The sequence below is a fragment of the Thiobacillus thioparus DSM 505 genome (genome assembly GCF_000373385.1).
GTDB lineage: Bacteria > Pseudomonadota > Gammaproteobacteria > Burkholderiales > Thiobacillaceae > Thiobacillus > Thiobacillus thioparus.
The window spans coordinates 207428-233777 of record NZ_KB891327.1; the positions used below are offsets into that span (position 1 = coordinate 207428).

Sequence of the window (26350 nt, forward strand, 5' to 3'; positions counted from 1 at the left end):
CGTCCTGATATGTGCCGTTCGGCTCATGCCGATGTGCCACATGTTCATGGCCGTGCAACAGTCGGCCTACACAATCAATGACTTTGTAAACATCTCGAAGACATTGAGACATGATCCGATTTTTGTTTCCCCTGCTGTTGATGTTGGCGGCCGCCCCGGCCCATGCGTGGTGGAACGGCGATTGGTCTGCGCGCAAGGCAATCACGATCAATACGGCCGATTCTGGCGCCGCCGTGAAGGAGGCGCAGGCCAATGTGCCGGTATTGATCCGCCTGCACACGGGGAATTTCGACTTTCTGAGCGCGAATCCCAATGGCTCCGATCTGCGCTTCGTCGCGGGCGACGACAAGACGCCGCTGAATTTCCAGATCGAGAAATTTGACAGCACGGCCGAGCAGGCCCTGATCTGGGTGCAGGTTCCCAAGGTGGAAGGCGGCAAGGACAAGCAGCAGGTCTGGCTGTATTACGGCAACGAAGGCGCGCCTGCGGTTGGCGACGGCAAAGCGGTCTACGATCCCAGCTTCATGCTGGTCCAGCACTACGCGGAAGCCAGCGGCGCGCCACAGGACAGCACAGCGGCGGCGATCCCATCTGGAGCATTCAACGGCACGCGCACACCGGGCGGTGCGATCGGCGGAGCCGTCAAGTTCGACGGGACGCAAACGCTCGATATTCCCGCCGCACCGAAACTGGTCTATGGGGCGGCGGGCGGTATGACAGTCTCGCTCTGGATCAAGCCGGACACGGCCGGCCAGACGGTCGAACTGCTGCACGCCGGGCAGACGCTGACGCTGGCACTGGAAGGCGGCAAGCTAGTCGCCCGTTCGGGCAGTGTCACGGTGACCGGACCGGATGTCTCCGCAACAGGCTGGAGCCAGGTGTCGGCGACCCTGAGCGACAAGCTTCGTGTGTATCTCAATGGCGCGATGGCAGGCGAGGCCGAAGTGGTGGCATCCGATGCGGCACTGGAGCTGAAACTAGGCGCGGGCTTCAAGGGCGAGATCGATGAGCTGGAAGTGTCCAACGTTGCACGCAGCGCGGACTGGCTGCGCCTGGCCGCGATGACGCAAGGCCCGGACAGCGACAAGGTGGTGCAGGCGGGTGAGGAGGAGAGCGAGGGCGGCGGCGATGCATCCTACTTCGGCGTGATCCTGAAGAGCGTGACGCTGGATGGCTGGGTGGTGATCGCCGTGCTGATGGTGATGCTGGGCATCAGCGTCCTGGTGATGGCGTCGAAGGCGCTGCTGGTGAGCAGGATCACCCGGGCGAACAAGGAATTCCTGGAAGCCTTCCATGACCTGAAGGCGCAGGACACCGCCAGGCTGGATGCCGACGACGACCCGGCGGATGCAGATCTGAAGGGAAGCGGCATGGCGGAGATCCTGTTCGGCCACCACGACCATCACCAGAACTCGACCCTGTACCGCATCTACCACGCAGGCATCCAGCAGGTGAAGAACCGCATGGGCAAGCGCGCCGGCGTGGAGTTGTCGCCGCAGGCGCTCGACGTGGTGAAGGCCAGCCTCGACGCCACGGTGGTACGCGAGAACCAGAAGCTCAACAGCCTGATGGTGCTGCTCACCATCGCGATTTCCGGCGGCCCGTTCCTGGGCCTGCTCGGCACCGTGGTGGGCGTGATGATTACCTTCGCCGCGATCGCCGCCACCGGCGACGTCAACGTCGCGGCGATCGCGCCCGGCATCGCCGCCGCGCTGGTCGCCACCGTGGCCGGTTTGGCGGTCGCGATCCCGGCGCTGTTCGGCTACAACTACCTCGGCTCGCGCATCAAGGCGATCAGCGCCGACATGCACGTGTTCGTGGACGAGTACATCGCCCGCATCGCTGAAACCTACAGCCGATAGGGGACGGACATGGCCGAGATCCGAGAAGACAACGAACCGTTCGACGACATCAACATCACGCCCATGCTCGATCTGGCGTACGTGCTGCTGGTCATTTTCATCATCATGACGACCGCCTCCGTGCAGGGCATCAAGGTCAACCTGCCTAAGGCCAGCAACACGCCGAGTCTCGCCAAGCCAAAGACCAAGTCGGTCACCATCGACGCCAGCGGACAGATCTACCTCGACACCTATCCCGTCAGCATGGCCGAGCTGGAAAGCCGCCTGAAGAGCTTCAAGGCGATCACGCCCGACCTGCCGGTGGTGATCAAGGGCGACTCGAAGATCGCATATGAAAAAGTGATCGACGTGATGGATTTGTGCGGGCGTCTCGACATCACCCAACTCGGCCTGGTGACGGCCAAGCAGCCGAAGTAACGATGCCTGATCACAAGCGATCCTTGCGCAGCCGGCTGCCGCTCATCGGCGGTTTGCTGTTCATGGCGCTGTTCACGGCGGGCGTGATCTGGGTCGTGATGGGTTTCATCCAGGATTCTGGCAAACCAGAAAGACCGAAGATCCAGACCATTTCCCTGGTCAAGCCGCCGCCGCCCAAGCCGCCGGAAGAAAAACCGCCCGAGCCTCAGAAGATCGACAAGCCGAAGGAAGAGGTCAAGCTTGACCAGCCGCAGCCGCCCCAGCCCGAGGCACCGCCGCCGCCTCCCGGCGGCATACCAGATGGCCCGGCAGGCGGGATGGCGACCGATCTGGCCGCCGGCAGCGGGATCGGAATCGGTGGTGGCGGCGAACGGGACGAACGGCGCAGCTGGTATTCGAACATGATTTCGCGCCAGCTCGAGGACGAACTGAGACGCGCAAAGCGCCTGCAGGGCAAGGACTACCGAGTGGTTGCGCAGATATGGTTCAACTCGTCCGGGGGCGTCAGCCGGGTGCAGCTCGATCAGGGCACGGGCGACAGTGCGTTGGACGAAGCGCTGCGCCAGGAAATCCTGCAGACGAGCCTGCGCGACCCCTTGCCGGACGACATTCCGCAGCCGGTCCGACTGCGTGTGGTATCGCGCTGAACATCCGATTTATGAACCCCCAAGTCCGCTAACCCCATCATCATGAAAACCCATTACATCAAGCCTCTGGTCATGGCACTCAGCCTTTTTTCTGCCATGCCCGTTCAGGCCGCCAACGAACGTCAGGAACTGGAGACGCTGCGCGCAACGACGCTGGCCCTCGTGGATGCACTGGTGAAGCAGGGCGTGCTGAGTGCCGAGGTGGCGCAGGACCTGATCAAGCAGGCCGAGAAGAAAGGCCAGGAACAGGCCGAGGCAAGCGCCAAGGCCGAAGCTGCATCGGGTGTGGTACGCGTACCTTACATCCCCGAAGTGGTGAAACGCGAAATCAGCGAGCAGATCCGTCAGGAAGTGGTGGCGCAGGCCAAGACCGAGCACTGGGGCGACGTCAACGCGGTACCGGAGTGGGTGGAGCGACTGAAGTGGGAAGGCGATATCCGGCTGCGTTTCCAGGATGACCTGTACGCCAAAGGCAATGACATTCCCAACAGCTTCGCGGGTTATGGCATCAACCTCAACAATACCTCGGAGACCCGGGAGCGTCTTCGCCTGCGGGCGCGCCTGGGCCTGCTGGCCAAGATCACGGATAACGTCTCGGCAGGATTCAGGATCACGACTGGCGACACCTCGGACCCCGTGTCCACCAACCAGACCCTGGGTACGACCTTCAACAAATATTCCCTGGTGCTGGACCGGGCCTATGCCAAGGTGACGCCCTGGGAATGGTTGAGCGTGAGCGGCGGCCGCATTCCCCATCCTTTTTTCAGTACGGACCTGGTCTGGGACGACGACGTGAACTTCGAAGGTGCTGCCGCCAGCTTCACGCCATGGTCAAGAGAAAACTGGGATTGGAAGCCTTTCGCGACCATCGGCGCCTTCCCGCTGCAGTCAGTAGAGTCGTCGCCGACCAATCTGGCCAAAAACAAATGGCTCTATGCGGCACAACTGGGACTGAACTGGCGTGCAGGCCCGGATACCCGATGGCGCTTCGGTCTGGCCTACTACGACTATCGCAATATCAAGGGCATCCCCAACACGGATCCTTTCCAGCCCCATTTATATGATGCGACCGCGCCCGGCTATCGCCAGAAGGGCAATTCCCTGTTCGACATCAGCCTGGGAGGGACGGGAACCTGGGCACTGGCTGCCGATTATCAATTGGCCAACCTGACGGCGATGGTCGACCTGGCCCAGTTCGAACCGGTGCATGTGATCCTGACGGGCGATGTGGTCAAGAACATAGGCTATGACAGCGCCGAAGTACAACAGCGCATGGGGGCAGGGTATCAGGCCCGGACCCTGGGCTGGAACACCAAGCTCACGGTGGGCATGCCGAAGGTCGATAAGGAAGGGGATTGGCAAGCCTTCCTGGGATACCGCAATCTTCAACGGGATGCCACGCTGGACGCATTCACCGACTCTGATTTCAATCTGGGCGGGACCAACAGCAAGGGGTTTTATCTTGGCGGCCTGTACGGGATCGATCGCAATTCCTGGCTGGGGGTGAAGTGGCTGTCCGCCGACTCGATCGACGGCCCGCTGTCCTTTGGCGTGGATGTTCTGCAAGTGGACTTCAATGCCAAGTTCTAAGGCACGGCGTTGGCTGTTGATCCTGCCTGCGCTGACAGCATTGTCGGCCCACGCCTTCGACATGGAACGTGACACCTGGCTGTTGCCGGAAGATAACGCCGTGGCTAATACTTCGCGCCAGGATCCCCTGGAGTTTGCGCGGATCAAGGCCGACGGCAATGATCAGGAGCCGGAGTATGCCCAGGACGATCAGGCCAGGTTGATTGCCGCTGCCGGTGGGAATGATTTCAAAGCCGTGTCGCTATTACTGGCCAAAGGTGTTAATCCCAACCTCAGCGCCGACCGTTGGGGGGATCGGGCGCTCCCCCGTGCCGTGGCCAACGGCAATGTGGAGATGGTGCGCATCCTGCTGGAGGCGGGCGCCGACCCGGATCTGAAGGGGCGCGGCTTTACTCCCCTAGGCATGTCCGCCCTGCAAGGACACGTCCGGATCGTTCGCCTGCTGCTGAAGGCCGGCGCGGACGTCGACAGGAAAAGCAATGACGGCAATACGCCCATCATCGCGGCCACGCTCATGCACCGGACCGACGTGGTGCGGGAACTGCTGGCCTATCACCCCGACATGACGATCTGGAACCGGGAGGGCCGGGTGAGCCTGGGCATTGCGGTCGAACAGGGCGACAAGGCCATCGTCACGATGATGCTGGCAGCCGGCGTGGACCCCAATCTCATGGATCGCAATGGCAACCGGCCACTGTTCTGGGCGGGCGACCGTCAGGACATCGCCACCATGCTGGTGGCGCGCGGGGGGACCTCGTTTTGAGGCGCATAAGCCACGACCTGTCTTTTCTTGTTCGGGGAATCAATCCATGAAACAGATACATCGACTATCAGCGTATGTCCGCCCGGCCCGGCTGGGCGCCTTGTCGCTGGCGCTCATGGTGTGCATGGCCGGCCTGGCGCCGCATGCCGAGGCGTCCGACAAGAAGGCCAGCCGCGAACGCGAGGCCTTGCGGCGGGTACAGCAGCAGCTGTCCCAGATGCAGGGGCAGCTCGATGCCGTGGAACAGGAAAAGGCCAGGCTGGCGGCGGACCTGGAACAGGCCCAGGCATCGTCGAAAGCCGCGGAAGGCCAAGTGGCGAGCCTGCGGCACGGGCTCGGCACAAGCAAGCAGCAGCTCGTGGCGGCAACACGCGAGCTGACGCAGGTCAAGGAAGAACTGGCCACCACATCGCAGCGGCTGGCCGATACCCAAAAAACCTTGGCCGACACCACCCAGGACCTGCAACAGACGCGGGCGGAAAAACGCGACCTGGAAGCGCTCAAGATACGCCATGAACGCGACATTGCTTCGTGCGAGCGCAAGAACCTGGCGCTCTACGGGGTGGGGCGGTCGCTGATGGACCGTTTCGAACACAAGACGTGCGGCGAGATACTGGCAGAAAAGGAGCCGTTTTCCGGCCTCAAGAAGGTGGAGACGGAAAATCTGCTGGAAGAATATCGCGACAAGCTGGATGACCAGAAGCTGATCAGGCCGCCTGGCGGCTGAGATCGGGCATCGCGATTAATGGCTGGCCGTAGCCGGATCCGTCCGGACAGCGCGGTTTCATGCCCCCACGGGCTCTATATCCGAATGGGTGTCGCACCTGATACAGGCGATCGTCCGGTGCAACCTGAGGGCTGCGCCGGACGGTGTCATGGGCCTGCCCGGACCTTCAGGCAGGGGGTGCGGGGCCTCAGTCGTCGTGCTGGGCGCGGCCCGCGATCGTCAGGTAGCCGACGGCGGCGCTGAACTTGCCGTTGTAGTTCGCCGACTCGAGCGGATCCAGCGCCGTATACACCTTGGCGTGCAGGCCGCCGATGACGTTGCCGTTTGCGTCCTTGGCCAATTCCCAGTCGCCCGGGTGCTGGAAGTTGCTCATGATGTAGCTGAAGCCGTTGACGTCGTCGACGGCATGCAGGCCAGTCGATTCCGCGCCAGACGGACAGGACAGGATGCGCGACAGCTCACCGGAGTCGACGTTGTAGGCCCACAGGAAGTTATTGACGTGGCGGCCGCTGTCCTCGCCGATGAAGAGGGTGCGCATCGTTTCCGAGAACTTCAGGTTGTCCGGGTTCGCGATCTTGTCGGGATTGGACAGGTTGCCCAGCGCATCCGGGGTTGCGAGATCCTCGCCGATCAGCAGGGGCGAGCCGCTGATGGGTACCCATTGGCTGCGGATACGTGCGCCCGTGTCGTCGGACTGGCCGCCATCGAGTTTCCATGCGTAGACCATGCCGGCCTGGGGGCCCTGGATGGAAATGCCGCCGGAGCCATTCATCATGGCCGTCTGCACGTAGCTGATCGCGGAATAGGCGATCTTGTCGCGGGCGTTGACCGTCGTGCCCTCCATCTTGGTGAAGCCGAGGCTGCCGCCCTTGTAGGCCGCATAACGGTGCGTTTCAAGGAAGGCCGCCGCCTTTTCCTGGCCCTCGACGAACTTGACCCATTGGGTTTTGCCGCCGAACGGGATTTTGGTGTAGCTGGGGTCGGACGGGTCGCTGGTCTTGACGTCGACGATGTCGGCGGCGGACAGGCTGTCGGCCAGCGCCTTGATCTCGTCGCTGGTGGCGTGGCCGAGGCGGACCCATTCGATGTCGGCCGAACCGCCGTTTGCGGCTGTCTTCTGCAACCACTTCGCCACATACAGGGTACCGGCGGAGAGGTCACGGGCGCGGTCGGCGACGAACATGAAGAGGCCGCCATTGGTCGCATCGTCGCCCATCAGGACAGTGCGCTCGTCGGGCATCACTTCCACCAGTTCGTGCGAAATGCGGCCCATGCAGTAATGCTTCTTGATGCTGCCGGTGCCGTTCGGGTGGACGGTTACTTCCGGCAGATGGCCGTAGTGGTAGGGGTTGGCGGTAGCCGGATCGCCGTAGAGATTCTGGCTGAACGCCTTGAACTGCGCATTGCCGGCGATGCTCACCGCGTCGGGCTCGTATTCCTCGCTCGACAGGTGCGTGTTCCAGGGCGAACGGCTTGCACCGCAGGTGATCCACAGGCCATGGACGCCGCTGGTGTCGACGTTCGAGTAGCTTTCCAGCGTCAACTTGCCGGTGCGCTCGTCCTGGTCCAGGGCAAGCACCGCGATCGGCGAGGGCAGCCGGCCGTACATCGAGGCGCCGGCGACGTTCTTGGTGGCGTACTCGAACTGCACTACTGCGTACACGCGCTGGCAGCCGCGGCGGCGTGAGTGGGTTTTGGGCAGGGTCAGCAGCGACATGCCGTCCGGGCAGTCGGAGGAAAACTGGCGCTGATCCGGCGAGGTCGTATCGAGGATCGGGGCATTGTTGATGTTGTAGTAGCCGCCGGCGAGCGTCATGCCACCCTCCGCGCTTGGCACGGTTTCGCCCGTCAGGAAGAAGGTTTCGTAGCCGAGCGCATAGGTCTCGAAGTGGCGTCCGACGCCCTTCGTCAGCGTCGAGGCGACATAGGTCTCCGCCATCTGGGCCGGGTTGGCCAGCGACGGGGCGGCCATCGCGCCGAACCGGTAGCGAACCGGCATGCCCATCGGACCGGCTTCGGCTAAAAGGGGCAGACCGGCCAGCGACGAAGCGAGGGGCAGCATCGGCATGCCGGAAAGCAATCGAAGCGCGCGGCGACGGGAAAGGGACACAGAATCTGACATCACGGATCTCCAGGGTGGATTTGAGGAAACCGGCCGCGTCACAGGGGGCAGCCGAGAACGCGCAAAATCTAGCAAGCCGCCGTGACAATCCAATGACGCAGACATGAGCCCTTTGTGCAAATCCGGGTGGCGCACACCCCGCCCGAATGGAATGATAGTGGGCCGCCCGCCGGATTCTTCCGCCGGCTGGCGTATCCCACGATCCATAGGGGTAAAAAGGGTTACACTCGGGCTGCCTGCGAAGCGGTCTGGTATCGAGAGGGGAGGCGGCGCGTTTCCTCGCCTTAATTTCCCCTCGCGCCCCAGGCGGGTTTTGGCCCTACTTCCAGCGGGCTTGAAAAATCCTTCCATCACATCAAAATAAAGCCAGTAATCTAGGCTTATTCCGGCTATGGCAACCAAGCGAGAAGGCACTACCCTACTGGAACCGTCTGCGGCGAAGGTAAAGCCGCCGCCCTTGTACAAGGTTCTGCTGCTGAACGACGACTACACCCCGATGGAATTCGTGGTGCTGGTTCTCAAGAAGTTTTTCGGCATCGACCAAGAACGGGCGACACAAATCATGCTCAAAGTGCATACTGAGGGTGTGGGTGTGTGTGGGGTATACCCAAAGGATATCGCTCACACCAAGGTCGAGCAGGTTGTGGATTTCGCGCGGCAGCATCAGCATCCGCTGCAATGTACGATGGAGGAAAGTTAGATGATTGCCCAGGAACTCGAAGTCACGCTGCACATGGCCTTCATGGACGCGCGGCAGAAACGCCACGAATTCATTTCGGTGGAGCATTTGCTGATGGCGATGCTGGACAACCCGTCGGCAGCCGAGGTGCTGCGTGCCTGCGGCGCCAATATCGATGCGATGCGCGACCAGCTCGGCAAGTTCATCGATGAGCACACCCCCAAGGTGGCGGGCGAGGGCGAGGTCGACACCCAGCCGACGCTCGGCTTCCAGCGCGTGATCCAGCGCGCCATCCTGCACGTGCAATCGTCCGGCAAGAAGGAAGTGACCGGCGCCAACGTGCTGGTGGCGGTGTTCGGGGAAAAGGACTCGCATGCGGTGTATTTCCTCACCCAGCAAGGCGTGACGCGGCTCGACATCGTCAATTTCATCTCCCACGGCATTACCAAGACGCCGCAGAGCGAGCCGGCGCGGCCGGAGGAAGCCTCCGAAGTCAACGCCGAGGCGCCGAGCAGTTCGCCTCTGGACAGCTTTGCGCAGAATCTGAATGCCCAGGCGCTGGCCGGCAAGATCGATCCGCTGATCGGGCGCGACCAGGAACTCGAACGGGTGATCCAGACGTTGTGCCGCCGCCGCAAGAACAATCCCCTGCTGGTGGGCGAGGCCGGCGTGGGCAAGACCGCGATTGCGGAAGGCCTGGCACGCCGCATCGTCGAAAGCTCGGTGCCGGACATCCTGGCGCAGAGCACAGTGTATGCGCTCGACATGGGCGCCTTGCTGGCCGGCACCAAATACCGCGGCGACTTCGAACAGCGCCTGAAAGGGGTGTTGAAGCAGCTGGCCGACAATCCCAAGGCGATCCTGTTCATCGACGAGATCCACACGCTGATCGGCGCCGGCGCGGCGTCGGGCGGTACGCTCGACGCCTCCAACCTGTTGAAGCCGGCGCTGTCGTCCGGCAATCTGCGCTGCATCGGCGCGACCACGTACACCGAATATCGTGGCATTTTCGAGAAGGATCATGCCTTGTCACGGCGTTTCCAGAAGGTCGACGTACCGGAACCCTCGGTCAACGAAACCGTGGAAATCCTGCGTGGCCTGAAATCGCGCTTCGAGGATCATCATGGCGTCAAATATACGGCGGCGGCGTTGACCACCGCAGCGCAGCTGGCTGCACGCTATATAAACGACCGCCATCTGCCGGACAAGGCGATCGACGTCATCGACGAAGCCGGGGCCGCCCAGCGCATCCTGCCGAAGTCGAAGCAGAAAAGGACGATCACCCCCCGCGAGATCGAGGACATCATCGCCAAGATCGCGCGGATTCCGCCCAAGACTGTCTCGTCCGACGACAAGAATTCGCTGAAGACGCTGGACCGTGACCTGAAGGCCGTGGTGTACGGCCAGAACGAGGCGATCGACGCGCTGGCGACTGCGATCAAGATGTCGCGCAGCGGCTTGGGCAATCCGCAAAAGCCGATCGGCAACTTCCTGTTCTCCGGCCCGACCGGGGTCGGCAAGACCGAAGTCGCGCGCCAACTCGCTTACGTGCTGGGTATCGAACTGATTCGTTTCGACATGTCGGAATACATGGAACGTCATGCCGTATCGCGGCTGATTGGCGCACCACCCGGCTATGTCGGTTTCGACCAGGGCGGACTGTTGACGGAAGCTGTCACGAAGCATCCCTATGCCGTTGTTTTGCTGGATGAAGTCGAAAAGGCTCATCCGGACATCTTCAACGTGCTGCTGCAGGTGATGGACCATGGCACGCTGACCGATACCAATGGACGCAAGGCCGATTTCCGCAACGTGGTGTTGATCATGACCACCAACGCGGGCGCGGAAATGCTCAACAAGGCGACCATCGGCTTCTCCAACTCACGCGAAAGCGGCGACGAGATGGGCGAGATCAAGCGCATGTTCACGCCGGAATTCCGCAACCGGCTGGATGCCATCATCCCGTTTGCGCCGTTGACCGAGCCCGTCATCCTGCAGGTGGTCGACAAGTTCCTGATGCAGCTGGAGGAACAGCTGCACGAGAAGAAGGTCGAGGCGGTCTTTACCGACGCGCTGAAGGCCTATCTCGCCAAGCATGGTTTCGATCCGCTGATGGGGGCTCGCCCGATGGCGCGCCTGATCCAGGACACCATCCGCAAGGCGCTGGCCGACGAACTGCTGTTCGGCAAGCTGGCGCATGGCGGCCGGGTGACCATCGATGTCGATGCCAGCGGGAAAGTCTCCCTGGAGTTCGAGGAGACGGTGCCGGTGTAAATTCGCCCCCGCGAAATTACCCATAAAGATTTTGCATGGGTGGTCGTAAGCCGTTCTAGATACAGGTGCGTGGTGGTTTGATCGTGGTTCCCGCTTCATTGATGAGGTGGGACTGCGGCGATCAGGCGCCTGTGCACCAGTTGATCTAGAGAGGGCACTCCCATGAAGCTGTACTTCGCACCGCATATCGCCGTTCTTTCGCTGATATGTTCCCTGCCTATCTATGTCCATGCTGCCGATGCCGGGGCGAATACGCCTGTTGTGTCCGGCGAGGACTTGACCGCGGCAAGCGAACGCATCCGTCAGACCGGCGCACAGATGCGCGAAGACCTGAAGAAGGCCCGCGCCCGTCTTGAAGCCCAGAAGGCGCAGCAGGAAGCGGAACGGGCTCGCCAGGAGGCTGACAAGACGCATCAGGAAGCCGAGCGTAAACGGAAGGAAGAACTGGAACGCCAGCAGGCGCTCAAGGAAAAACAGCAGCGCGAAGCTCAGCTGGCTGCACAGGAGCGGGCACGCAAGGAAGCTGCCGCGCGGACGGAACAGGCCGAGCGGCAACGTCAGGAAGCGTTGCGCGCGAAGCAACTGGAAGCCGCCAAGCAGGAAGAAGCCAGGGCGAGAGCAGCCGAAGCGCTGAAGGCGGCGCGTGAATCGGTCGGCGTACGGGCATTCGGGGATGACCAGCAAGCCACCCAAGCCGCTGCCAAGGCCCGGGCGGCCGAGGCACTCAGGAAAGCACGTATGTCGACCGGCGAGCGCGCGTTTTAAGACCATCCGGGAACAATCGGGCATCCTGCGCCGGACAGCGGGGTGCCAATTGGCGACAGGGGGCAAACAAAAAGCGGCGCCTGAGGCGCCGCGAAAAACCCGGTGTGGCAGGAGGAGGAGCGCCTGGGGAAGAACCCCTACCGGGAAGCTACATAGTCGAATATAGGTCAATAAGCGGCGTGTGCCATCGGTATATTGATCCGCTCCGACGTAGTGATTTTGAATTACGGCGTAAATCTTTCTTTCTTGAGCTTATTTCGAACATCCCCTTCCTTGGCTTGCTCAATGCGGTCGAATCCCGCACCATACCGGGCATTCAAGAATACCGGAGTGTTGATGAAAAGCCCCTGTGTCACCCTCGCCGTCGCACTGGCCGTATTTACGCTGCTGTCTGGCTGCGAACAGCCGGCCACGCCGCCCCCGGATACCGTTGCAGCCAAAGTGGGGGACGACACGATCAGCGAATTTGAACTGGGCCGGGCGGTGGCACGTCTGGGCCCCATGAGCGCGGCAGACGCCGCCGAAGCCAGGGGCAAGGTGCTGGAAGCCCTGATCGACCAGCATCTGGTCAGCAGTGCCGCCAAGAACGCGAAACTGGACAAGTTGCCGGAGGTTGCGCTGGCCATGCAACAGGTACAACGCCAAGTGCTCGTGGAAGCCTATATGGAACGCCTGTTCAAGGATCTGCCCAAACCATCGGATAGTGCCATCCAGGATTACTACAACCGGCATCCCGACCTGTTTGCGCAGCGCAAGCTGTACCGTGTCCATGAACTCGAATTGCAACTGGCGGCAGGGCGAGTCGCCGAAGTGGAGGCACAGTTGAAACAAAGCCGCAGCCTGGCCGAGTTCACCGACTGGCTGGGCACGCAAGGGATTGCGGTCAAGTCCGGCGAGGCGGTCAGGCCGGCGGAAAAGATCCCGGATACCATGCTGGCGCAACTCGCCAGGATGAAGGATGGCCAGGCGGTCGTGGTGCCGATGGACGAGGGTAGGATCAGTGTGCTGCAATTGCTGGACAGCCAGGCGCAGCCCGTGTCGTTCGAGCAAGCCAGAGACGCGATCGCTCAATTGATTCTGGGTGGAAAGCGCAAAACCCTGCTGGAAGCCGAAATCCACAAGCTGCGTGGCAGCGGCAAGATCGAATATGCCAGCGGTTTTGCGCCTGCGCCTCCGGAACCAGCCATGCAGCCGGGCAAGCCGTGACCCGCGCATGACCCAGATCACCTGGGGACTGGGCGGACGATTGCGGAAGTGTCCCGGCGTCAGGAACGGAATTTGCCTCGTTTGAACGAAATTTCAATTTCAAGAGCACTCGACATGACCAGCATTCATCCCGTGATTCTCTCCGGGGGCTCCGGCACCCGCCTGTGGCCGTTGTCCCGTGCGGCGCTGCCCAAGCAGCTGCTGCCGCTTGCCAGCGACCGGAGCCTGCTGCAGGACACTGTCAGCCGATTGGCGAACATGCCGGAAATGGCCGCACCTTTGATGGTTTGCAACGTGGAGCATCGCTTCATGATTGCCGAGCAGATGCGCCAGATCGATACGGCGCCGCGCGCCATCGTGCTGGAGCCGGTAGGGCGCAATACCGCCCCCGCGATTGCGGTGGCCGCATTGATGCTGTCGCGCGACGATCCGGACGCGCTGATGCTGATCCTGCCGGCCGACCACCTGATCGGCGACGTCGCGGCGTTCCACGACGCGATCCGCACCGCGGCACAAGCCGCGCAGCACGGCCATCTCGCCACCTTCGGCATCATCGCTGCAACGCCGGAAACCGGTTACGGCTATATCCGCAAGGGTGCGCAGTTGGCCGATACCGCCGGGGCGCACCAGGTCGCGGCCTTCGTCGAGAAGCCCGACCTGGCCACCGCGCAGCAGTATGTCGAATCGGGCGAATATTTCTGGAACAGCGGCATGTTCCTGTTCCGTGCGTCGGATTTCCTGCAGGAGCTACAGGCTTTGCGGCCCGGCATTCTGGATGCCAGCCGCGCCGCACTGGATGCCGCCACGCTCGATCTCGATTTCGTGCGGCTCGACCCTGCCGCATTCGAGGCCTGCCCGTCGGAGTCGATCGATTACGCCGTCATGGAACATACCCGTCGCGCCGCCGTGGTCCCTGCGGACATGGCCTGGAACGATATCGGCGCTTGGTCGGCGCTGTGGGACGTGGCTGAAAAGGACGGACAGGGCAATGCGATCCGAGGCGACGTCATGCTGGAAAACGCCCGCAACAACTTCGTCCGTGCCGAAACCCGCATGGTCGCGATGCTGGGCGTATCCGACCTGGTGGTGGTCGAAACGGCCGACGTGGTCCTGGTAGCCAACAAGGACCAGGTCCAGGACGTCAAGAAACTCGTCGACCGCCTGAAAGCCGAGAAACGCTGCGAGCATCTGGTCCACAAGCAGGTGTATCGCCCCTGGGGATGGTATGAAGGCATCGACGAGGGCGAACGTTTCCAGGTCAAGCGCATCATGGTCAAGCCGGGCGAGAAGCTCAGCCTGCAGATGCACCATCACCGCGCCGAGCACTGGATCGTGGTGTCCGGCACGGCCAGCGTCACCTGTGGCGACGAGGTCATGCTGCTGACCGAAAACCAGTCCACCTACATTCCGCTGGGCACGTCGCACCGGCTGGAGAACCCCGGCAAGATCGACCTGCACATGATCGAAGTCCAGTCGGGCACCTATCTCGGCGAGGACGACATCGTCCGGTTCGAGGACATCTACAAGCGCAGTTAAGGGGGCGCGGCCCTGTGCTGCGGGCGTGCCGCCCGCAGCGGACTGGCGCTTTCTGATTTTATTTCATTGTTTTTATTGTATTTACCCGCGGTGCCAGCAAGCCGGCCAGGGAGTCTTGCGCGTGACCCCGCCCGTCGTGTAGGACAAACACCTACAACGATGGTTGTTCATTTCCGTCTTTCAATACAGCGCTTGTCCACATTAACTTTCCCGGGTGTCGTCCGAAAACGAATTCACCACGCTGACTTAAGTGTGCGTTTGAAAAAATTCAACGAAGAAGGACAGGCAAAATGAAAATGGACGAAATGCTGGACGAAATGCGCGACGTCAATCTGAACTACCTGATGCTGGCGCAGAACATGATCCAACACGACAAGGCGACCGCCGTCTTTCGTCTGGGCATCAGCCAGGACGTTGCCGACCTGATCAAGGCGCTGACACCCGCACAAGTCCTCAAGCTTGCCGCGTCCGGCATGATGGTGTCGCGCTTCCGCTTCGACGACGGCGTGGTGCTCAACATGCTGACCAACTACACCAAGGATCGTGCCATCGCCCAGTCCCACGCCGCCATCCTGATGGCCGGACAAGCTGTGGAAGCCTTTGCCTGATTCTGTCGTACCTGCAGCAAACGTCGCACAATAAAAAAGGGGAGTGACTTCATGAGCAAGAAAAGTCTGTTGACTGAAATGCGTGACACCCAGCTGGCGATCGAGCTGATCGAGCTCGGCGCCCGCCCGCAGGTTCTTGAATCCGAAACCACGCTGTCGCGCGAACGCTTGCTCAAGCTGTACAAGGAAGTCAAAGGCGTGTCGCCACCCAAGGGTATGCTGCCGTTCTCGACTGACTGGTTCCTGACCTGGTTGCCCAACGTCCATTCCTCGTTGTTCATCAACATCCACCGCTACATCACGAAGAACAGTGATTGCAGCGGCATCGAGGCCGTGCTCAAGAGCTACCGCCTGTATCAGGAATATCTTCATACCAACCAGATCGAAGCCGTACTGAGCTTCACCCGTGCGTGGACGCTGAATCGTTTCTTCGAAAGCCGCATGCTCGAAACGGCCGTGTGCAGCGGTTGCGGCGGCCACTTCGTGGTTCACCCCGACGACCTGAACAATCATTACGTGTGCGGCTTGTGCAATATGCCGGCACGCGCAGGTAAAACCCGCAAGGCCAAGGCAGAAGCCCAGACCGAATTGACCGCCGCTGCCTGACGGGCTTCTTCGGGAGTCCGGTGATGGCGCGTCTCCCGGTCAGCCTTCAGTCGCTTGTCATCCAGTGCGCAGCCCTGCTGGCGGCCGTCTCCCTGAACTATCTGTCGCAAATCTTATTCCCGTATCAAGCCGCCCTCTGGCAACTTGCATTCGCACAGGGCGGAATCGCTGCGCTCTTGAGCCGTACATGGCGGCAGCCTGCGTGGTGGCCTCCCCTGCATCTCGGTTTCCTGCCTGCTGTACTCCTGGCCCGACAGGCTGATCTGCCTGCCTGGATCTATCTGTCCCTATTCGTTCTGCTCGTCCTGTTCTACTGGAGCACGTTCCGCACCCGGGTGCCGTTGTACCTCTCCGGTCGCGCGGCATGGCGGCCTTTGGCCTCCCTGTTGCCGCAAACCCCGTTCAGCTTCATCGACCTCGGCAGCGGCCTGGGAGGTGTGCCGTTCTATCTGGAAGCGAAATTTCCGCACGGCCATTTTTACGGCACCGAAATTGCGCCGGCACCCTGGCTTATCAGTCGTGTGCGCGCCAAGCTCAAAGGGAGCCGGGTGAATTTCATGCGGGACGATTACGCAAGCCTCGATCTGTCTCGCTTCGATGTCGTGTTTGCCTTTCTTTCGCCCGCGGCCATGCCCGGTTTGTGGCAACAGGTGCAGGGCCAGATGCGTCCTGGCACGTTGTTCGTCAGCTTGGCGTTTCCGGTGGAAGACCGCCCGCCAGATCATTTGGTGGCAGGGAATGCCGGCCAGCGCCACACGCTGTATGCCTGGCAAATGTAAGGTACCGCCGAGTGGAAATACTCGAGCTGCGCCATCAAGTTTCTTGTGATCTAGTCGAATCCTCCACTTGAAAGCATCAGTTTTGGATGCTGCCAGACCGGGATGGAGCGGGGCCGCTCTCACTTGGTGTGCCAATCAATAAGGGATAGACGGCCGTGCTAGTCATCGTTGGTTATATCGTTGTAGCGTTGAGTGTCTTCGGTGGCTTTGCGCTGGCTGGCGGCCATCTGGCTGCGCTGTTCCAGCCAGTGGAATTGCTGATGATCGGTGGGGCGGCAGGCGGTGCGTTTCTGGTCGGCAACAACAGCAAGGCCGTTAAAGCCACGCTGAAGGCGCTGCCCACCGTATTCAAGGGATCGAAATACACGCGTGCGCTGTACATGGACATCATGGCACTGCTGTATGAACTGCTGACCAAAATCCGCAAGGAAGGCCTGATGTCGGTGGAAGCTGACGTCGATTCGCCCGAGAGCAGCCCCTTGTTCACGAAATATCCGACCATCCTGGCGGATCATCACATCATCGAATTCCTCACCGACTATCTGCGCCTGATGGTGAGCGGCAGCATGAACGCCTTCGAAATCGAAAACCTGATGGACAACGAAATCGAAACCCATCATCACGAAGGCGAGGTGCCCGTGCACGTCGTCGCCAAGCTGGGCGACGGCATGCCGGCATTCGGTATCGTGGCGGCGGTGATGGGGGTCGTGCACACGATGGAATCGGTCGGCCTGCCGCCTGCGGAACTGGGAATCCTGATCGCGCATGCGCTGGTCGGAACCTTCCTTGGCATCCTGCTGGCCTACGGTTTTGTCGGTCCGCTTTCCACCCTGCTCGAACAGAAGCTGCACGAGTCGACCAAGATGTTCCAGTGCATCAAGGTGACCCTGCTGGCCAGCATCAACGGCTATGCGCCGGCGATCGCGGTCGAGTTCGGGCGCAAGGTGCTGTTCTCGACCGAACGTCCTTCCTTCAGCGAACTGGAAGAGCACGTCAAAAACGCGAAGTCGCGCTGATTTCGTGTTACCTGTCCCGATCTTCATGACGCACCCATGAGCGAACAAAAAGCCCCCATCGTCATCAAGCGCGTCAAGAAAGTGGCGGGGGGCCATCACGGCGGCGCATGGAAGATCGCCTACGCCGACTTCGTGACGGCGATGATGGCGTTCTTCCTGCTGATGTGGCTGCTGGGCTCGACCACCAAGGGCGATCTGGAAGGCATCGCGGAATATTTCAAGACCCCGCTGAAAGTGGCCATGCAGGGTGGCTCGGGCAGCGGCGACAGCTCCAGCGTGATCAAGGGAGGCGGTCTCGACATGACGCGCAGCGCCGGGCAGGTGAAAAAAGGCGAGACCAAGGCCGAAAAGAAGTCCTACAACCTGAAAGCCGCCCAGGCCGAGCTCGAGCGCATCGAGGCGGCCAATCTCAAGCAGCTGAAAAAGCGCATGGAAATGGCGATCGACGCCAATCCCACCTTGAAGCAGTTCAAGCGGCAACTGCTGATCGACATCACCAGCGAAGGTCTGCGCATCCAGATCGTCGACGAACAGAACCGTCCCATGTTCAACGTGGCGAGCGCCGAGCTGCAGCCCTATACCAAGGTCATCCTGCATGAAATCGGCAAGATGCTGAACGACGTGCAGAACCGGATCAGCCTGTCCGGACATACGGATGCCACGCCTTACGCCAACGGCGCGCGCGGCTACAGCAACTGGGAACTGTCGGCCGATCGCGCCAATGCCTCGCGCCGGGCACTGATTGCCGGCGGCATGGACGAATCGAAAATGCTGCGGGTGGTTGGCCTGGCGTCATCCGTTCCGTTCGGCCACGCGGCGCCCCACGACCCGGTCAATCGCCGCATCAGCATCATCGTGATGAACAAGCGCACCGAGGATGCCGTTACGAAGGAAGCCAGCGGCGTGAGCACGGCGGATGCCGTCGATGCGCAGGATGAGTCGGATCAGGCCAAGGTTTCGCCCGCTGCAAGTGCCACGATTCCTCCGCAGGCGCCACTTGAGGCGAAATAGCAGGCCAAATCCACCCTTATTCCCCTGATCGCCCGCACCGGGCCCGGCCAATAATTCACCCTGTAGAAAGCCCGTCTCGAGCGAGAGACGGTCCCCTCTAACCAGGTGAATCAGGGATGGCTGAAGAAAGCGATCAGGAACGGACAGAAGCCCCATCGCCACAGCGATTGGAAAAGGCACGCGAAGAAGGTCAGGTACCGCAATCGCGCGAGCTGGCTACGTTCGTCGTGCTGATGACCAGCGGCGCGGCCTTGTGGATGATGGCCAGCGGCCTGGGCAAGACCATGTCGCAAATCGTGCGCGGCGGCTTGCAGTTCGATCCGGCTGTTGCACGTGACAGCAACTACGTCATGACCCAGATGTCCGACCAGGTCATGGATGCCGCACTGGCGCTGGCCCCCTTCCTGGCGCTGGTGGTGATCGCAGTACTGGCTTCACCGCTGCTGCTGCGCGGCTGGCTCTTCAGCACCAAGGCCTTCATGCCGGATTTCAAGCGCCTGAACCCGCTGTCCGGCATCAAGCGCATGTTCTCAAGCCAGGGGCTGGTCGAACTGGTCAAGTCGCTGGCCAAGGTCGGCCTGCTGGGTGTGGTGGCGGTCTGGCTGATCTGGTCCAATCTCGATGCGATCTTCTCGCTCAGCATGGAAGAGCCAACCGGCGCCATCCAGCATATGGGCGATCTCATCGGAAAGATCTTCCTGCTGGCCTCGGGCGCGATGATCTTCATCGTCGTGCTGGACCTGCCGTACCAGCTCTGGAGCTACTTCAACAAGCTCAAGATGAGCAAGGAGGAGCTGCGCCAGGAAGCCAAGGAATCGGAGGGTGACCCGCATGTCAAGGCACGCATTCGCGCCCAGCAGCGCGAAATGGCGCGCCGCCGCATGATGGCCGAGATCCCCACCGCCGACGTCGTGGTGACCAACCCGACCCACTTTGCGGTCGCGCTCAAATACACCGAAGGCAAGATGGGCGCGCCGCGCGTGGTGGCCAAAGGCGCCGACGCGGTGGCCGCGAAGATCCGCGAACTGGCCGCCGAGCACAAGATTCCGCTGCTGGAAGCGCCGCCGCTGGCGCGTGCGCTGTTCCGCCACACCGAACTCGGCGACGAAATCCCGGCCACCCTCTATGCAGCGGTGGCCGAAGTGCTGGCCTATGTCTTCCAGCTGCGCCATTTTCAACAACTGGGCGGGGCCTATCCCGAGGCGCCGACCGCGTTGCCGGTCCCGCCTGAACTCGACCCGCTGCAAGCCGCCAGCATGGGAGCTAACGCATGAACGGCACCCTGAGTCTTTCCAATCTATTCAACAGCTCCAACGCCCGCACGCTGGCGGCACCGCTGTTCATCGTCCTCATCCTGGCGATGTTGGTGTTGCCGCTGCCGCCATTCGCCCTGGACATGCTGTTCACCTTCAACATCGCGTTGTCCATCATGGTGCTGCTGGTCGGCCTGTCGACCAAGAAGGCGCTCGATTTCGCCGCTTTCCCCACCGTGCTGCTGCTCTCGACGCTGCTGCGCCTGTCGCTCAACGTCGCCTCCACCCGTGTCGTTCTGCTGCATGGCCATACCGGTCCCGACGCAGCCGGCAAGGTGATCGAAGCCTTCGGCCATTTCCTGGTCGGCGGCAATTACGCAGTCGGCATCATCGTGTTCGTCATCCTGGTGGTGATCAACTTCATCGTCATCACCAAGGGCGCGGGGCGGATCGCTGAGGTCAGCGCGCGCTTCACCCTCGATGCGATGCCAGGCAAGCAGATGGCGATCGACGCCGATCTCAATGCCGGCCTGATCGACGAGAACGAAGCGCGCCGGCGCCGTGCCGAGATTTCCCAGGAAGCCGATTTCTACGGCTCGATGGATGGTGCGTCGAAATTCGTGCGTGGCGACGCCATCGCCGGCATCCTGATCCTCTTGATCAACATCATCGGCGGCCTCGTCATCGGTCTGATGCAGCACGACCTGTCGCTGGCGGATGCCGCGCAGAACTACACTCTGCTGGCGATCGGCGACGGCCTGGTCGCACAGATCCCGGCACTGGTCATTTCGATCGCCGCCGGCATCATCGTCAGCCGCGTCAGCACCGAAGAGGACATCGCCGGGCAGATGCTGTCCAACGTGTTCAACAAGACGCAGGCGCTTTACATCACAGCCGCGATCCTCGGCATGATGGGCATGATTCCGGGCATGCCGAACCTGGCGTTCCTGTTGCTGGCCGGCGGCATCGTCTGGCTGGCCTGGAAAAGGAGCCACCAGAAGGAAGAGACGCCGCCCACCGTGGAGACTGTGCCCACCCCGGCCATCGAATCCCAGGAAGCCAGTTGGGAAGATGTCGCTCCCATCGACACCCTGGGACTGGAAGTCGGCTACCGCCTGATCCCGCTGGTCGACAACGCCGCCGACGGCGAGCTGGTACGCCGCATCAAGGGCATCCGCAAGAAATTCGCCCGCGAGATCGGCTTCCTGCCGCCCGCCGTGCACATCCGCGACAACCTCGAAATCAATCCGAACAGCTATCGCATCACCCTCAAGGGTGTGGAAATCGGCAGCGGCGAAGTGCGCACCGGCTCTTTCCTGGCCATCGATCCGGGTACCGTCGCCACGGCATTGCCGGGCGTCGCCACGCAGGATCCGGCCTTCGGCCTGCCGGCAGTGTGGATCGAATCGGATCTGCGTGAGCAGGCGCAGGCCATGGGCTATACCGTGGTCGATCCCGGCACCGTGGTCGCCACGCACCTGAATCATCTGGTGACGCTGCACGCAGCCGAGTTGCTGGGGCGCCAGGAAGCCCAGGCGCTGCTCGACCATCTTGGCAAGAGCGCGCCCAAGCTGGTGGAGGATCTGGTGCCGAAGATGCTGCCGCTGTCCACCGTGCAGAAAGTGCTGCAGAACCTGTTGACGGAAGGTGTGGCCATTCGTGACATGCGGACCATCATCGACACGCTGCTGGAGCATGCCGCCCGCGTGCAGGATCCGCACGAACTCACCTCGCTGGTGCGGGTGGCGCTGGGCCGCTCGATCGTACAGCAGATATACGGTTCGTCCAGCGAACTCCCGGTGATCGCCCTCGACCAGAACCTGGAGCGTCTCCTGCTGCAGACCCTGCAGGCAGGCCATGATTCCGCCGGCATGGAACCGGGCCTCGCCGACACGCTACTGGAAAGGACTCAGGCTTCAACGCAACGCCAGGAAGCCTTGGGCCATCCCGCAGTTTTACTGACGCCGGCCGTGCTGCGTCCGCTACTCGCACGTTTCCTGCGGCGCACGGTGCCGCAACTCAAAGTGCTTTCGCACGCCGAAGTGCCTGAAGGCAAACAGATCAAAGTGACTTCCCTTGTAGGAGGAGCAGCATGAACGTCAAACGTATCGTCGCCAGAACATCCCGTGAGGCCATGCGCCAGTTACGCGACGCGCTCGGACCCGATGCGGTCATCCTTTCCAATCGCGCGGTCGACGGGGGTGTGGAAGTGCTGGCCATGCCGGCGGAAGATATCGCCGCGATGGCGCCTCCCGCGGTGGATGAGCCCGTCGTGTCACTGTCTCATCGCGCGGCGATGCGGGAAACGCCGCCCGAGACGGAACCGGAGCCGGAAGTCACCATCAAGCGCCGCCTGATCGAACGAGTCGCCGTACCGACCGAGGACAGCGCCCAGCTGGCGCAGAGCGTGATCAGCGAGATCAAGTCGATGCAGGCCCGGCTGGAAAGCCAACTGGCGGATCTGGCCTGGCGCGATCTCCCGGGACGTGATCCGGCAGGGGCATCAATCATGCGTGACATGCTGGCGGCCGGCTTTTCCGCCACCCTGGCGCGCGAGATGCTGGAAACCCTGCCCAAGGGCGATGCCGAACAGGCGCAGGCCTGGATGCGCAACACGCTGATGAAGCGCCTGAACGTGATGCAGAGCGAAACCGACATGCTCGACGGCGGCGGCGTGTTCGCCCTGATGGGTCCCACCGGCGCCGGCAAGACCACCACCACCGCCAAGCTGGCGGCCCGTTTCGTGGTGCGCCACGGCGCCGACAAGCTGGCGCTGCTGACCACCGACAGCTACCGGATCGGCGGCCATGAGCAGCTGCGCATCTACGGCAAGATTCTCGGCGTGACCGTGCATGCGGTGCGCGACGCTGCCGACCTGCGGCTGGCGCTGTCCGAACTGCGCAACAAGCACACGGTGCTGATCGATACCGTCGGCATGAGCCAGCGCGACCAGGCTGTCGCCGAGCAGGTCGAGATGCTGTGCCAGGCCGGCAAGCAGATCAAAAGATTATTGTTGCTGAACGCGACCAGCCACGGCGACACCCTGAACGAAGTGGTACAGGCCTACCAGGCGCGCGGTCTGGATGGCTGCATCCTGTCGAAGGTCGACGAGGCGGCCAGCCTCGGCCCGGCGCTCGACTGCGCGATCCGCCACGAGCTCAACGTGCACTACCTGGCGACCGGCCAGCGCGTGCCCGAAGACCTGCACCTGGCCAACCGCCAATACCTCATTCACCGCGCCTTCAAGACCCGCACGCTGTCCTCGCCGTGGCAGCTGGACGATAGCGAGCTGGCCTTCGCCATGAGCGGCATTCAATCCATTCAACGTGAAAGCGCGGTGGCCCTTGGATAAATTCGTCAGCGACCAGGCCGCTGGGCTGCGCCGTCTGCTGGGGCAGACCGGATTTCAGGTCATCACCGTGATGTCGGGACAGCAGGGGGCAGGCAAGACTGCCGCGACCGCCAATCTGGCTGTCGCCCTGGCACGCTCCGGCCGCGACGTTCTCATCGTCGACCAGGACCGTCACGGACGCGGGGCGTGCGCCGCGCTCGGGCTGACGCCGCGCCATGACGTGGCGGACGTGCTGGCAGGTCATTGCACGCTGGATTCGCTGATCCTCACCGGCCCCGACAATGTGCAGGTATTGCCGCTGGGTGGCGGCTTCAATCGGCTGGGGAAACTGTCCGAACGCGACCAGGATTGGCTGGCACAGAGCTTCAACCGCCTGCAGTGCGGCGTCGACGTGGTGCTGGTGGACATGGAGGAGGCGACCGACCCGGACGCCTTGCCGCTGGGTCTGGCCGCCTCCGAGATCATGGTGGTGCTGCCGCCCGGCAACACGGCAATTACCCAGGCCTACACGTTGGTGAAGCGATTGGCGCAGAACTTCGGCAAGCGCCAGTTCCGCCTGCTGCTCAATCGCATCGAGTCGCCCGAGCAGGCACAAGCCGTCGCGCGCAATTTTGCCCATACCGCCGAACAGTATCTGAGCGTGTCGGTCGATTATCTGGGCTATATTCCGCTCGACGAGCGGCTCACGCGTGCAGGCCATTTGCGCACCTCGGTGGTGGATGCGTTTCCGGTCGCGCAGTCGACCTCGCAGTTCCGCAAGCTGGCCGACGGCCTGCTGCGGTGGCCGCAACCCGCCAGCCTGGGTAGCGTTGGCGGGTTCATGCAGCGCGTGATCCAGGGTGGACGCCTGATGGAAGCCTGCAGAAGGGGGTAGGGGGATGTACACCGCAACCGGTAAAAGCGAAAAAAGCGAGAAGAACGACCTGCTGGCGCAATACATGCCCATGGTGAAGCGCCTGGCGCATCACATGATGGGGCGGCTGCCGCCCAGCGTGGAAGAGGACGATCTGGTACAGGCTGGCATGATCGGCCTGCTCGATGCGATCAGCCGCTACGACGAAGCGCAGAGTGCGCAATTCGAGGCCTACGCCATCCAGCGTATCCGCGGCTCGATGATCGACGAGCTGCGCCAGTCCGACTGGATGCCGCGCAGCGCGCGCCAGTCGATGCGCAAGATCGAACAGGCGATCAATACACTGCAGCACAAGCTCGGCCGGCAACCTAGCGAAACCGAGATTTCGGAATCCATGAAAATCCCGCTGGCGGAATACCAGGCCATGCTCGGCGACGCGCGTGGCCACCAGCTGCTGTATTTCGAGGATTTCGGCGAGTCGGACGAGGACGATTCCTTCCTCGACAAACAGTCGGCGGACGAGGCCAGCATGCCGCTGCCGCAGCTGCTCGACGCCAACCTGCGCGCCTGCATCATCGCCGGCATCGAGAACCTGCCTGAGCGCGAGCAGCTGTTGATGTCGCTGTACTACGAACAGGAACTCAACCTGCGCGAGATCAGCGAGGTATTCGGTGTCAGCGAGTCCCGTATTTGCCAGCTGCATGGCCAGGCCATCGCGCGACTGCGCGCCAAACTGAAGGAAGACGCATGGATCGTGGCAGCCTGATCGGGCTCGGGCTGGCTGCGACCGCCGTACTGGGCGGCCAGGCGATGGAAGGCGGACATATCGGCCTGTTCGTGCAGCCGGCAGCCTTCCTTATTGTGGTGGGCGGCACCCTGGCTGCCGTGCTGCTGCATTACCCGCTGCCGGTTTTCATGCAGGGCATGCGCATGGCGAAATGGGTATTCCGTCCGCCCGAGCCGGAGGCCGTCACACTCATTCGCCGTGTCGTCCAATGGTCCCACACTGCGCGTCAGGACGGCCTGCTGGCGCTGGAAAGACACGTCAACATGACGCATGACCCGTTCCAGAGAACCGGGCTGCAATTGTTGATCGACGGTGCCGATGCGACCAAGCTGCGCGATACGCTTGACGTCCAGATCGTCCATTTCGAAACGAACGAACGCCACGCGGCGCGCGTATGGGAAGCGGCAGGCGGCTATGCGCCGACGCTCGGCATTCTCGGTGCGGTCATGGGCCTGATCCATGTGATGGAAAACCTGACCGAACCCGGCAAGCTGGGAACCGGCATCGCGGTCGCCTTTGTCGCCACCATCTATGGCGTGGGCCTGGCCAACCTGGTTTTCCTGCCCATCGCCAACAAGATCAAGTTCACCATCGCGCGTCGGGTGAGCGAGCGCGAGATCGTCTGCGATGGTCTCATGGGTATTGCGCAAGGCGACAACCCGCGCATCATCGAGGCACGCCTGAAAGGTTATCTCTGATGCATCGCCGCCGCCGTCGCATCGCTTCCGATCACGACAATCACGATCGCTGGCTGATCTCGTATGCGGACTTCATCACCTTGCTGTTCGCTTTTTTTGTGGTCATGTACGCCATTTCGGCCGTCAATGAGAACAAATACCGCATCCTGGCCAGTTCGCTCGGCAGCGCCTTCGGCAAGGCGGCAACAAACGACGTTCCGGTGCCACAGTTGCCGGCAGTCACCTTGCCTCCGGAAGTCAAACAGCGCACCCTGAAACAGCAGCAGGCGATCGAAGAGCAGGCGCACATGACCGAAGTGGCGAGCAGCCTGCTAGATGTCATGGCCCCGCTGGCGAAGGAAGGCCAGGTGCGGGTCACGCAGAGCCGTCGCGGCGTCAGCATCGAGATCAATGCGAACGTCCTGTTTGCACCCGGCCGCGCCGAACTCGAGCCGAAATCGCTGAAGGTGTTGCAGGCCGTGGCGGAGAAATTGAAGAATGAGCCGTTCAACCTCGAGGTTACCGGCCATACCGACAACGTGCCGATCAGCAATTCGGCGTTCGTCTCCAACTGGGAATTGTCGGCGGTGCGTGCAACCAGCGTGGTGCGCCTGCTGGCCGACAGCGGCATCGCACCGGCCCGCCTGTCCGCCATCGGGCGGGAGGCCAGCCAGCCGATCGCGTCCAACGATACGGCGGAGGGACGCGCCCGCAACCGGCGGGTCGAACTGATGATCCTGTCAGGCATGCCGGACACGGTCGAGGAAATTCCCGTACGCCCCAGCCCCCTCCGGCCTTGAAAACGAGGGGATAGGCCCGA

At 62.1% G+C, this 26350-nt stretch carries 24 protein-coding genes; 23 read left to right on the forward strand and 1 reads right to left on the reverse strand.

Annotated features, from left to right (window positions below; all coding sequences use genetic code 11):
• The first annotated feature begins 110 nt into the window (after positions 1–110).
• Genes B058_RS0110215 through B058_RS0110240 form a run of 6 tightly spaced genes read left to right on the forward strand, consistent with a single transcriptional unit; the run spans position 111 to position 6006 of the window.
• Positions 111–1862, forward strand: a complete 1752-nt coding sequence (locus B058_RS0110215; protein WP_018508384.1) for a DUF2341 domain-containing protein — start codon at positions 111–113, stop codon at positions 1860–1862.
• A 9-nt stretch (positions 1863–1871) separates the two neighbouring features.
• Positions 1872–2279 carry an ExbD/TolR family protein gene (locus B058_RS0110220; protein WP_018508385.1) on the forward strand — a complete coding sequence of 136 codons (408 nt, stop codon included), beginning with the start codon at positions 1872–1874 and terminating at the stop codon, positions 2277–2279.
• Between the two features lie 2 nt (positions 2280–2281).
• Positions 2282–2926, forward strand: coding sequence for an energy transducer TonB family protein (locus B058_RS0110225; protein WP_018508386.1), 645 nt, complete (start codon positions 2282–2284; stop codon positions 2924–2926).
• 42 nt (positions 2927–2968) lie between these two features.
• Positions 2969–4516, forward strand: coding sequence for a putative porin (locus B058_RS0110230; protein ID WP_018508387.1), 1548 nt, complete (start codon positions 2969–2971; stop codon positions 4514–4516).
• Positions 4517–4532: 16 nt separating this feature from the next.
• Positions 4533–5279 carry an ankyrin repeat domain-containing protein gene (locus B058_RS16835; RefSeq protein ID WP_018508388.1) on the forward strand — a complete coding sequence of 249 codons (747 nt, stop codon included), beginning with the start codon at positions 4533–4535 and terminating at the stop codon, positions 5277–5279.
• A 46-nt stretch (positions 5280–5325) separates the two neighbouring features.
• Complete coding sequence (locus B058_RS0110240) at positions 5326–6006, forward strand: hypothetical protein (protein ID WP_026240824.1); 681 nt, start codon at positions 5326–5328, stop codon at positions 6004–6006.
• A 187-nt stretch (positions 6007–6193) separates the two neighbouring features.
• Here the strand turns inward: B058_RS0110240 and B058_RS0110245 are convergent, their stop codons facing one another.
• Complete coding sequence (locus B058_RS0110245; protein ID WP_018508390.1) at positions 6194–8074, reverse strand: PhoX family protein; 1881 nt, start codon at positions 8072–8074, stop codon at positions 6194–6196.
• Between the two features lie 445 nt (positions 8075–8519).
• Between B058_RS0110245 and clpS the strand changes: the two genes are divergently transcribed.
• From clpS to motD, 17 genes are all read left to right on the forward strand, one after another.
• Entirely contained in the window at positions 8520–8828 is a 309-nt protein-coding gene (clpS, locus tag B058_RS0110250; protein ID WP_026240826.1) for an ATP-dependent Clp protease adapter ClpS, read from the forward strand.
• Positions 8829–11081 (forward strand): ATP-dependent Clp protease ATP-binding subunit ClpA, encoded by a 2253-nt coding sequence (gene clpA / locus B058_RS0110255; protein WP_018508392.1) that lies wholly within the window; start codon positions 8829–8831, stop codon positions 11079–11081. It abuts the gene before it with no gap.
• Between the two features lie 162 nt (positions 11082–11243).
• The gene (locus tag B058_RS0110260; RefSeq protein WP_018508393.1) at positions 11244–11846 is read left to right on the forward strand and encodes a hypothetical protein; all 603 of its coding nucleotides are present in this window, start codon (positions 11244–11246) and stop codon (positions 11844–11846) included.
• A gap of 336 nt (positions 11847–12182) precedes the next feature.
• Positions 12183–13052, forward strand: coding sequence for an EpsD family peptidyl-prolyl cis-trans isomerase (locus tag B058_RS0110265; RefSeq protein ID WP_018508394.1), 870 nt, complete (start codon positions 12183–12185; stop codon positions 13050–13052).
• 114 nt (positions 13053–13166) lie between these two features.
• Positions 13167–14588 (forward strand): mannose-1-phosphate guanylyltransferase/mannose-6-phosphate isomerase, encoded by a 1422-nt coding sequence (locus tag B058_RS0110270; protein ID WP_018508395.1) that lies wholly within the window; start codon positions 13167–13169, stop codon positions 14586–14588.
• A gap of 290 nt (positions 14589–14878) precedes the next feature.
• Positions 14879–15196: a flagellar transcriptional regulator FlhD gene (flhD, locus tag B058_RS0110275; RefSeq protein ID WP_018508396.1), complete on the forward strand. Its 318-nt coding sequence runs from the start codon at positions 14879–14881 to the stop codon at positions 15194–15196.
• A 51-nt stretch (positions 15197–15247) separates the two neighbouring features.
• On the forward strand, positions 15248–15802 hold the full coding sequence (flhC, locus tag B058_RS0110280; RefSeq protein ID WP_018508397.1) for a flagellar transcriptional regulator FlhC: 555 nt from the start codon (positions 15248–15250) through the stop codon (positions 15800–15802).
• Between the two features lie 23 nt (positions 15803–15825).
• A complete protein-coding gene (locus B058_RS0110285) occupies positions 15826–16581 on the forward strand; it encodes a class I SAM-dependent methyltransferase (RefSeq protein WP_018508398.1) in 756 nt (251 codons plus the stop codon).
• Between the two features lie 155 nt (positions 16582–16736).
• Positions 16737–17597: a flagellar motor stator protein MotA gene (motA, locus tag B058_RS0110290; RefSeq protein ID WP_026240827.1), complete on the forward strand. Its 861-nt coding sequence runs from the start codon at positions 16737–16739 to the stop codon at positions 17595–17597.
• Between the two features lie 36 nt (positions 17598–17633).
• On the forward strand, positions 17634–18608 hold the full coding sequence (motB, locus tag B058_RS0110295; protein ID WP_018508400.1) for a flagellar motor protein MotB: 975 nt from the start codon (positions 17634–17636) through the stop codon (positions 18606–18608).
• 116 nt (positions 18609–18724) lie between these two features.
• Positions 18725–19882 (forward strand): flagellar biosynthesis protein FlhB, encoded by a 1158-nt coding sequence (flhB, locus tag B058_RS0110300; protein ID WP_026240828.1) that lies wholly within the window; start codon positions 18725–18727, stop codon positions 19880–19882.
• Positions 19879–21957, forward strand: a complete 2079-nt coding sequence (gene flhA, locus B058_RS0110305; RefSeq protein ID WP_018508402.1) for a flagellar biosynthesis protein FlhA — start codon at positions 19879–19881, stop codon at positions 21955–21957. Before flhB ends, flhA begins: the two co-directional genes overlap by 4 nt.
• Positions 21954–23213 carry a flagellar biosynthesis GTPase FlhF gene (flhF, locus tag B058_RS0110310; RefSeq protein WP_018508403.1) on the forward strand — a complete coding sequence of 420 codons (1260 nt, stop codon included), beginning with the start codon at positions 21954–21956 and terminating at the stop codon, positions 23211–23213. Before flhA ends, flhF begins: the two co-directional genes overlap by 4 nt.
• A complete protein-coding gene (locus tag B058_RS0110315; protein ID WP_157265774.1) occupies positions 23206–24087 on the forward strand; it encodes a MinD/ParA family ATP-binding protein in 882 nt (293 codons plus the stop codon). Before flhF ends, B058_RS0110315 begins: the two co-directional genes overlap by 8 nt.
• A 4-nt stretch (positions 24088–24091) precedes the next feature.
• Positions 24092–24832, forward strand: a complete 741-nt coding sequence (locus B058_RS0110320; RefSeq protein ID WP_018508405.1) for an RNA polymerase sigma factor FliA — start codon at positions 24092–24094, stop codon at positions 24830–24832.
• Positions 24814–25551 carry a flagellar motor protein gene (locus B058_RS0110325; RefSeq protein WP_018508406.1) on the forward strand — a complete coding sequence of 246 codons (738 nt, stop codon included), beginning with the start codon at positions 24814–24816 and terminating at the stop codon, positions 25549–25551. Before B058_RS0110320 ends, B058_RS0110325 begins: the two co-directional genes overlap by 19 nt.
• Positions 25551–26330 carry a flagellar motor protein MotD gene (gene motD, locus B058_RS0110330; protein WP_018508407.1) on the forward strand — a complete coding sequence of 260 codons (780 nt, stop codon included), beginning with the start codon at positions 25551–25553 and terminating at the stop codon, positions 26328–26330. The genes B058_RS0110325 and motD overlap by 1 nt, the downstream gene beginning before the upstream one ends.
• Positions 26331–26350: the final 20 nt, after the last annotated feature.

Coding starts and splice junctions, on each gene's coding strand:
- B058_RS0110260 (WP_018508393.1), top strand. CDS start 11,244: ATGAAGCTGTACTTCGCACCGCATATCGCCGTTCTTTCGCTGATATGT.
- flhB (WP_026240828.1), top strand. CDS start 18,725: ATGGCTGAAGAAAGCGATCAGGAACGGACAGAAGCCCCATCGCCACAG.
- flhD (WP_018508396.1), top strand. CDS start 14,879: ATGAAAATGGACGAAATGCTGGACGAAATGCGCGACGTCAATCTGAAC.
- motD (WP_018508407.1), top strand. CDS start 25,551: ATGCATCGCCGCCGCCGTCGCATCGCTTCCGATCACGACAATCACGAT.
- clpS (WP_026240826.1), top strand. CDS start 8,520: ATGGCAACCAAGCGAGAAGGCACTACCCTACTGGAACCGTCTGCGGCG.
- flhA (WP_018508402.1), top strand. CDS start 19,879: ATGAACGGCACCCTGAGTCTTTCCAATCTATTCAACAGCTCCAACGCC.
- B058_RS0110270 (WP_018508395.1), top strand. CDS start 13,167: ATGACCAGCATTCATCCCGTGATTCTCTCCGGGGGCTCCGGCACCCGC.
- B058_RS0110220 (WP_018508385.1), top strand. CDS start 1,872: ATGGCCGAGATCCGAGAAGACAACGAACCGTTCGACGACATCAACATC.
- B058_RS0110225 (WP_018508386.1), top strand. CDS start 2,282: ATGCCTGATCACAAGCGATCCTTGCGCAGCCGGCTGCCGCTCATCGGC.
- B058_RS0110240 (WP_026240824.1), top strand. CDS start 5,326: ATGAAACAGATACATCGACTATCAGCGTATGTCCGCCCGGCCCGGCTG.
- B058_RS0110215 (WP_018508384.1), top strand. CDS start 111: ATGATCCGATTTTTGTTTCCCCTGCTGTTGATGTTGGCGGCCGCCCCG.
- B058_RS0110285 (WP_018508398.1), top strand. CDS start 15,826: ATGGCGCGTCTCCCGGTCAGCCTTCAGTCGCTTGTCATCCAGTGCGCA.
- B058_RS0110325 (WP_018508406.1), top strand. CDS start 24,814: ATGGATCGTGGCAGCCTGATCGGGCTCGGGCTGGCTGCGACCGCCGTA.
- B058_RS0110320 (WP_018508405.1), top strand. CDS start 24,092: ATGTACACCGCAACCGGTAAAAGCGAAAAAAGCGAGAAGAACGACCTG.
- flhF (WP_018508403.1), top strand. CDS start 21,954: ATGAACGTCAAACGTATCGTCGCCAGAACATCCCGTGAGGCCATGCGC.
- flhC (WP_018508397.1), top strand. CDS start 15,248: ATGAGCAAGAAAAGTCTGTTGACTGAAATGCGTGACACCCAGCTGGCG.
- B058_RS0110265 (WP_018508394.1), top strand. CDS start 12,183: ATGAAAAGCCCCTGTGTCACCCTCGCCGTCGCACTGGCCGTATTTACG.
- B058_RS0110245 (WP_018508390.1), bottom strand. CDS start 8,074: ATGCCGATGCTGCCCCTCGCTTCGTCGCTGGCCGGTCTGCCCCTTTTA.
- motB (WP_018508400.1), top strand. CDS start 17,634: ATGAGCGAACAAAAAGCCCCCATCGTCATCAAGCGCGTCAAGAAAGTG.
- clpA (WP_018508392.1), top strand. CDS start 8,829: ATGATTGCCCAGGAACTCGAAGTCACGCTGCACATGGCCTTCATGGAC.
- B058_RS0110230 (WP_018508387.1), top strand. CDS start 2,969: ATGAAAACCCATTACATCAAGCCTCTGGTCATGGCACTCAGCCTTTTT.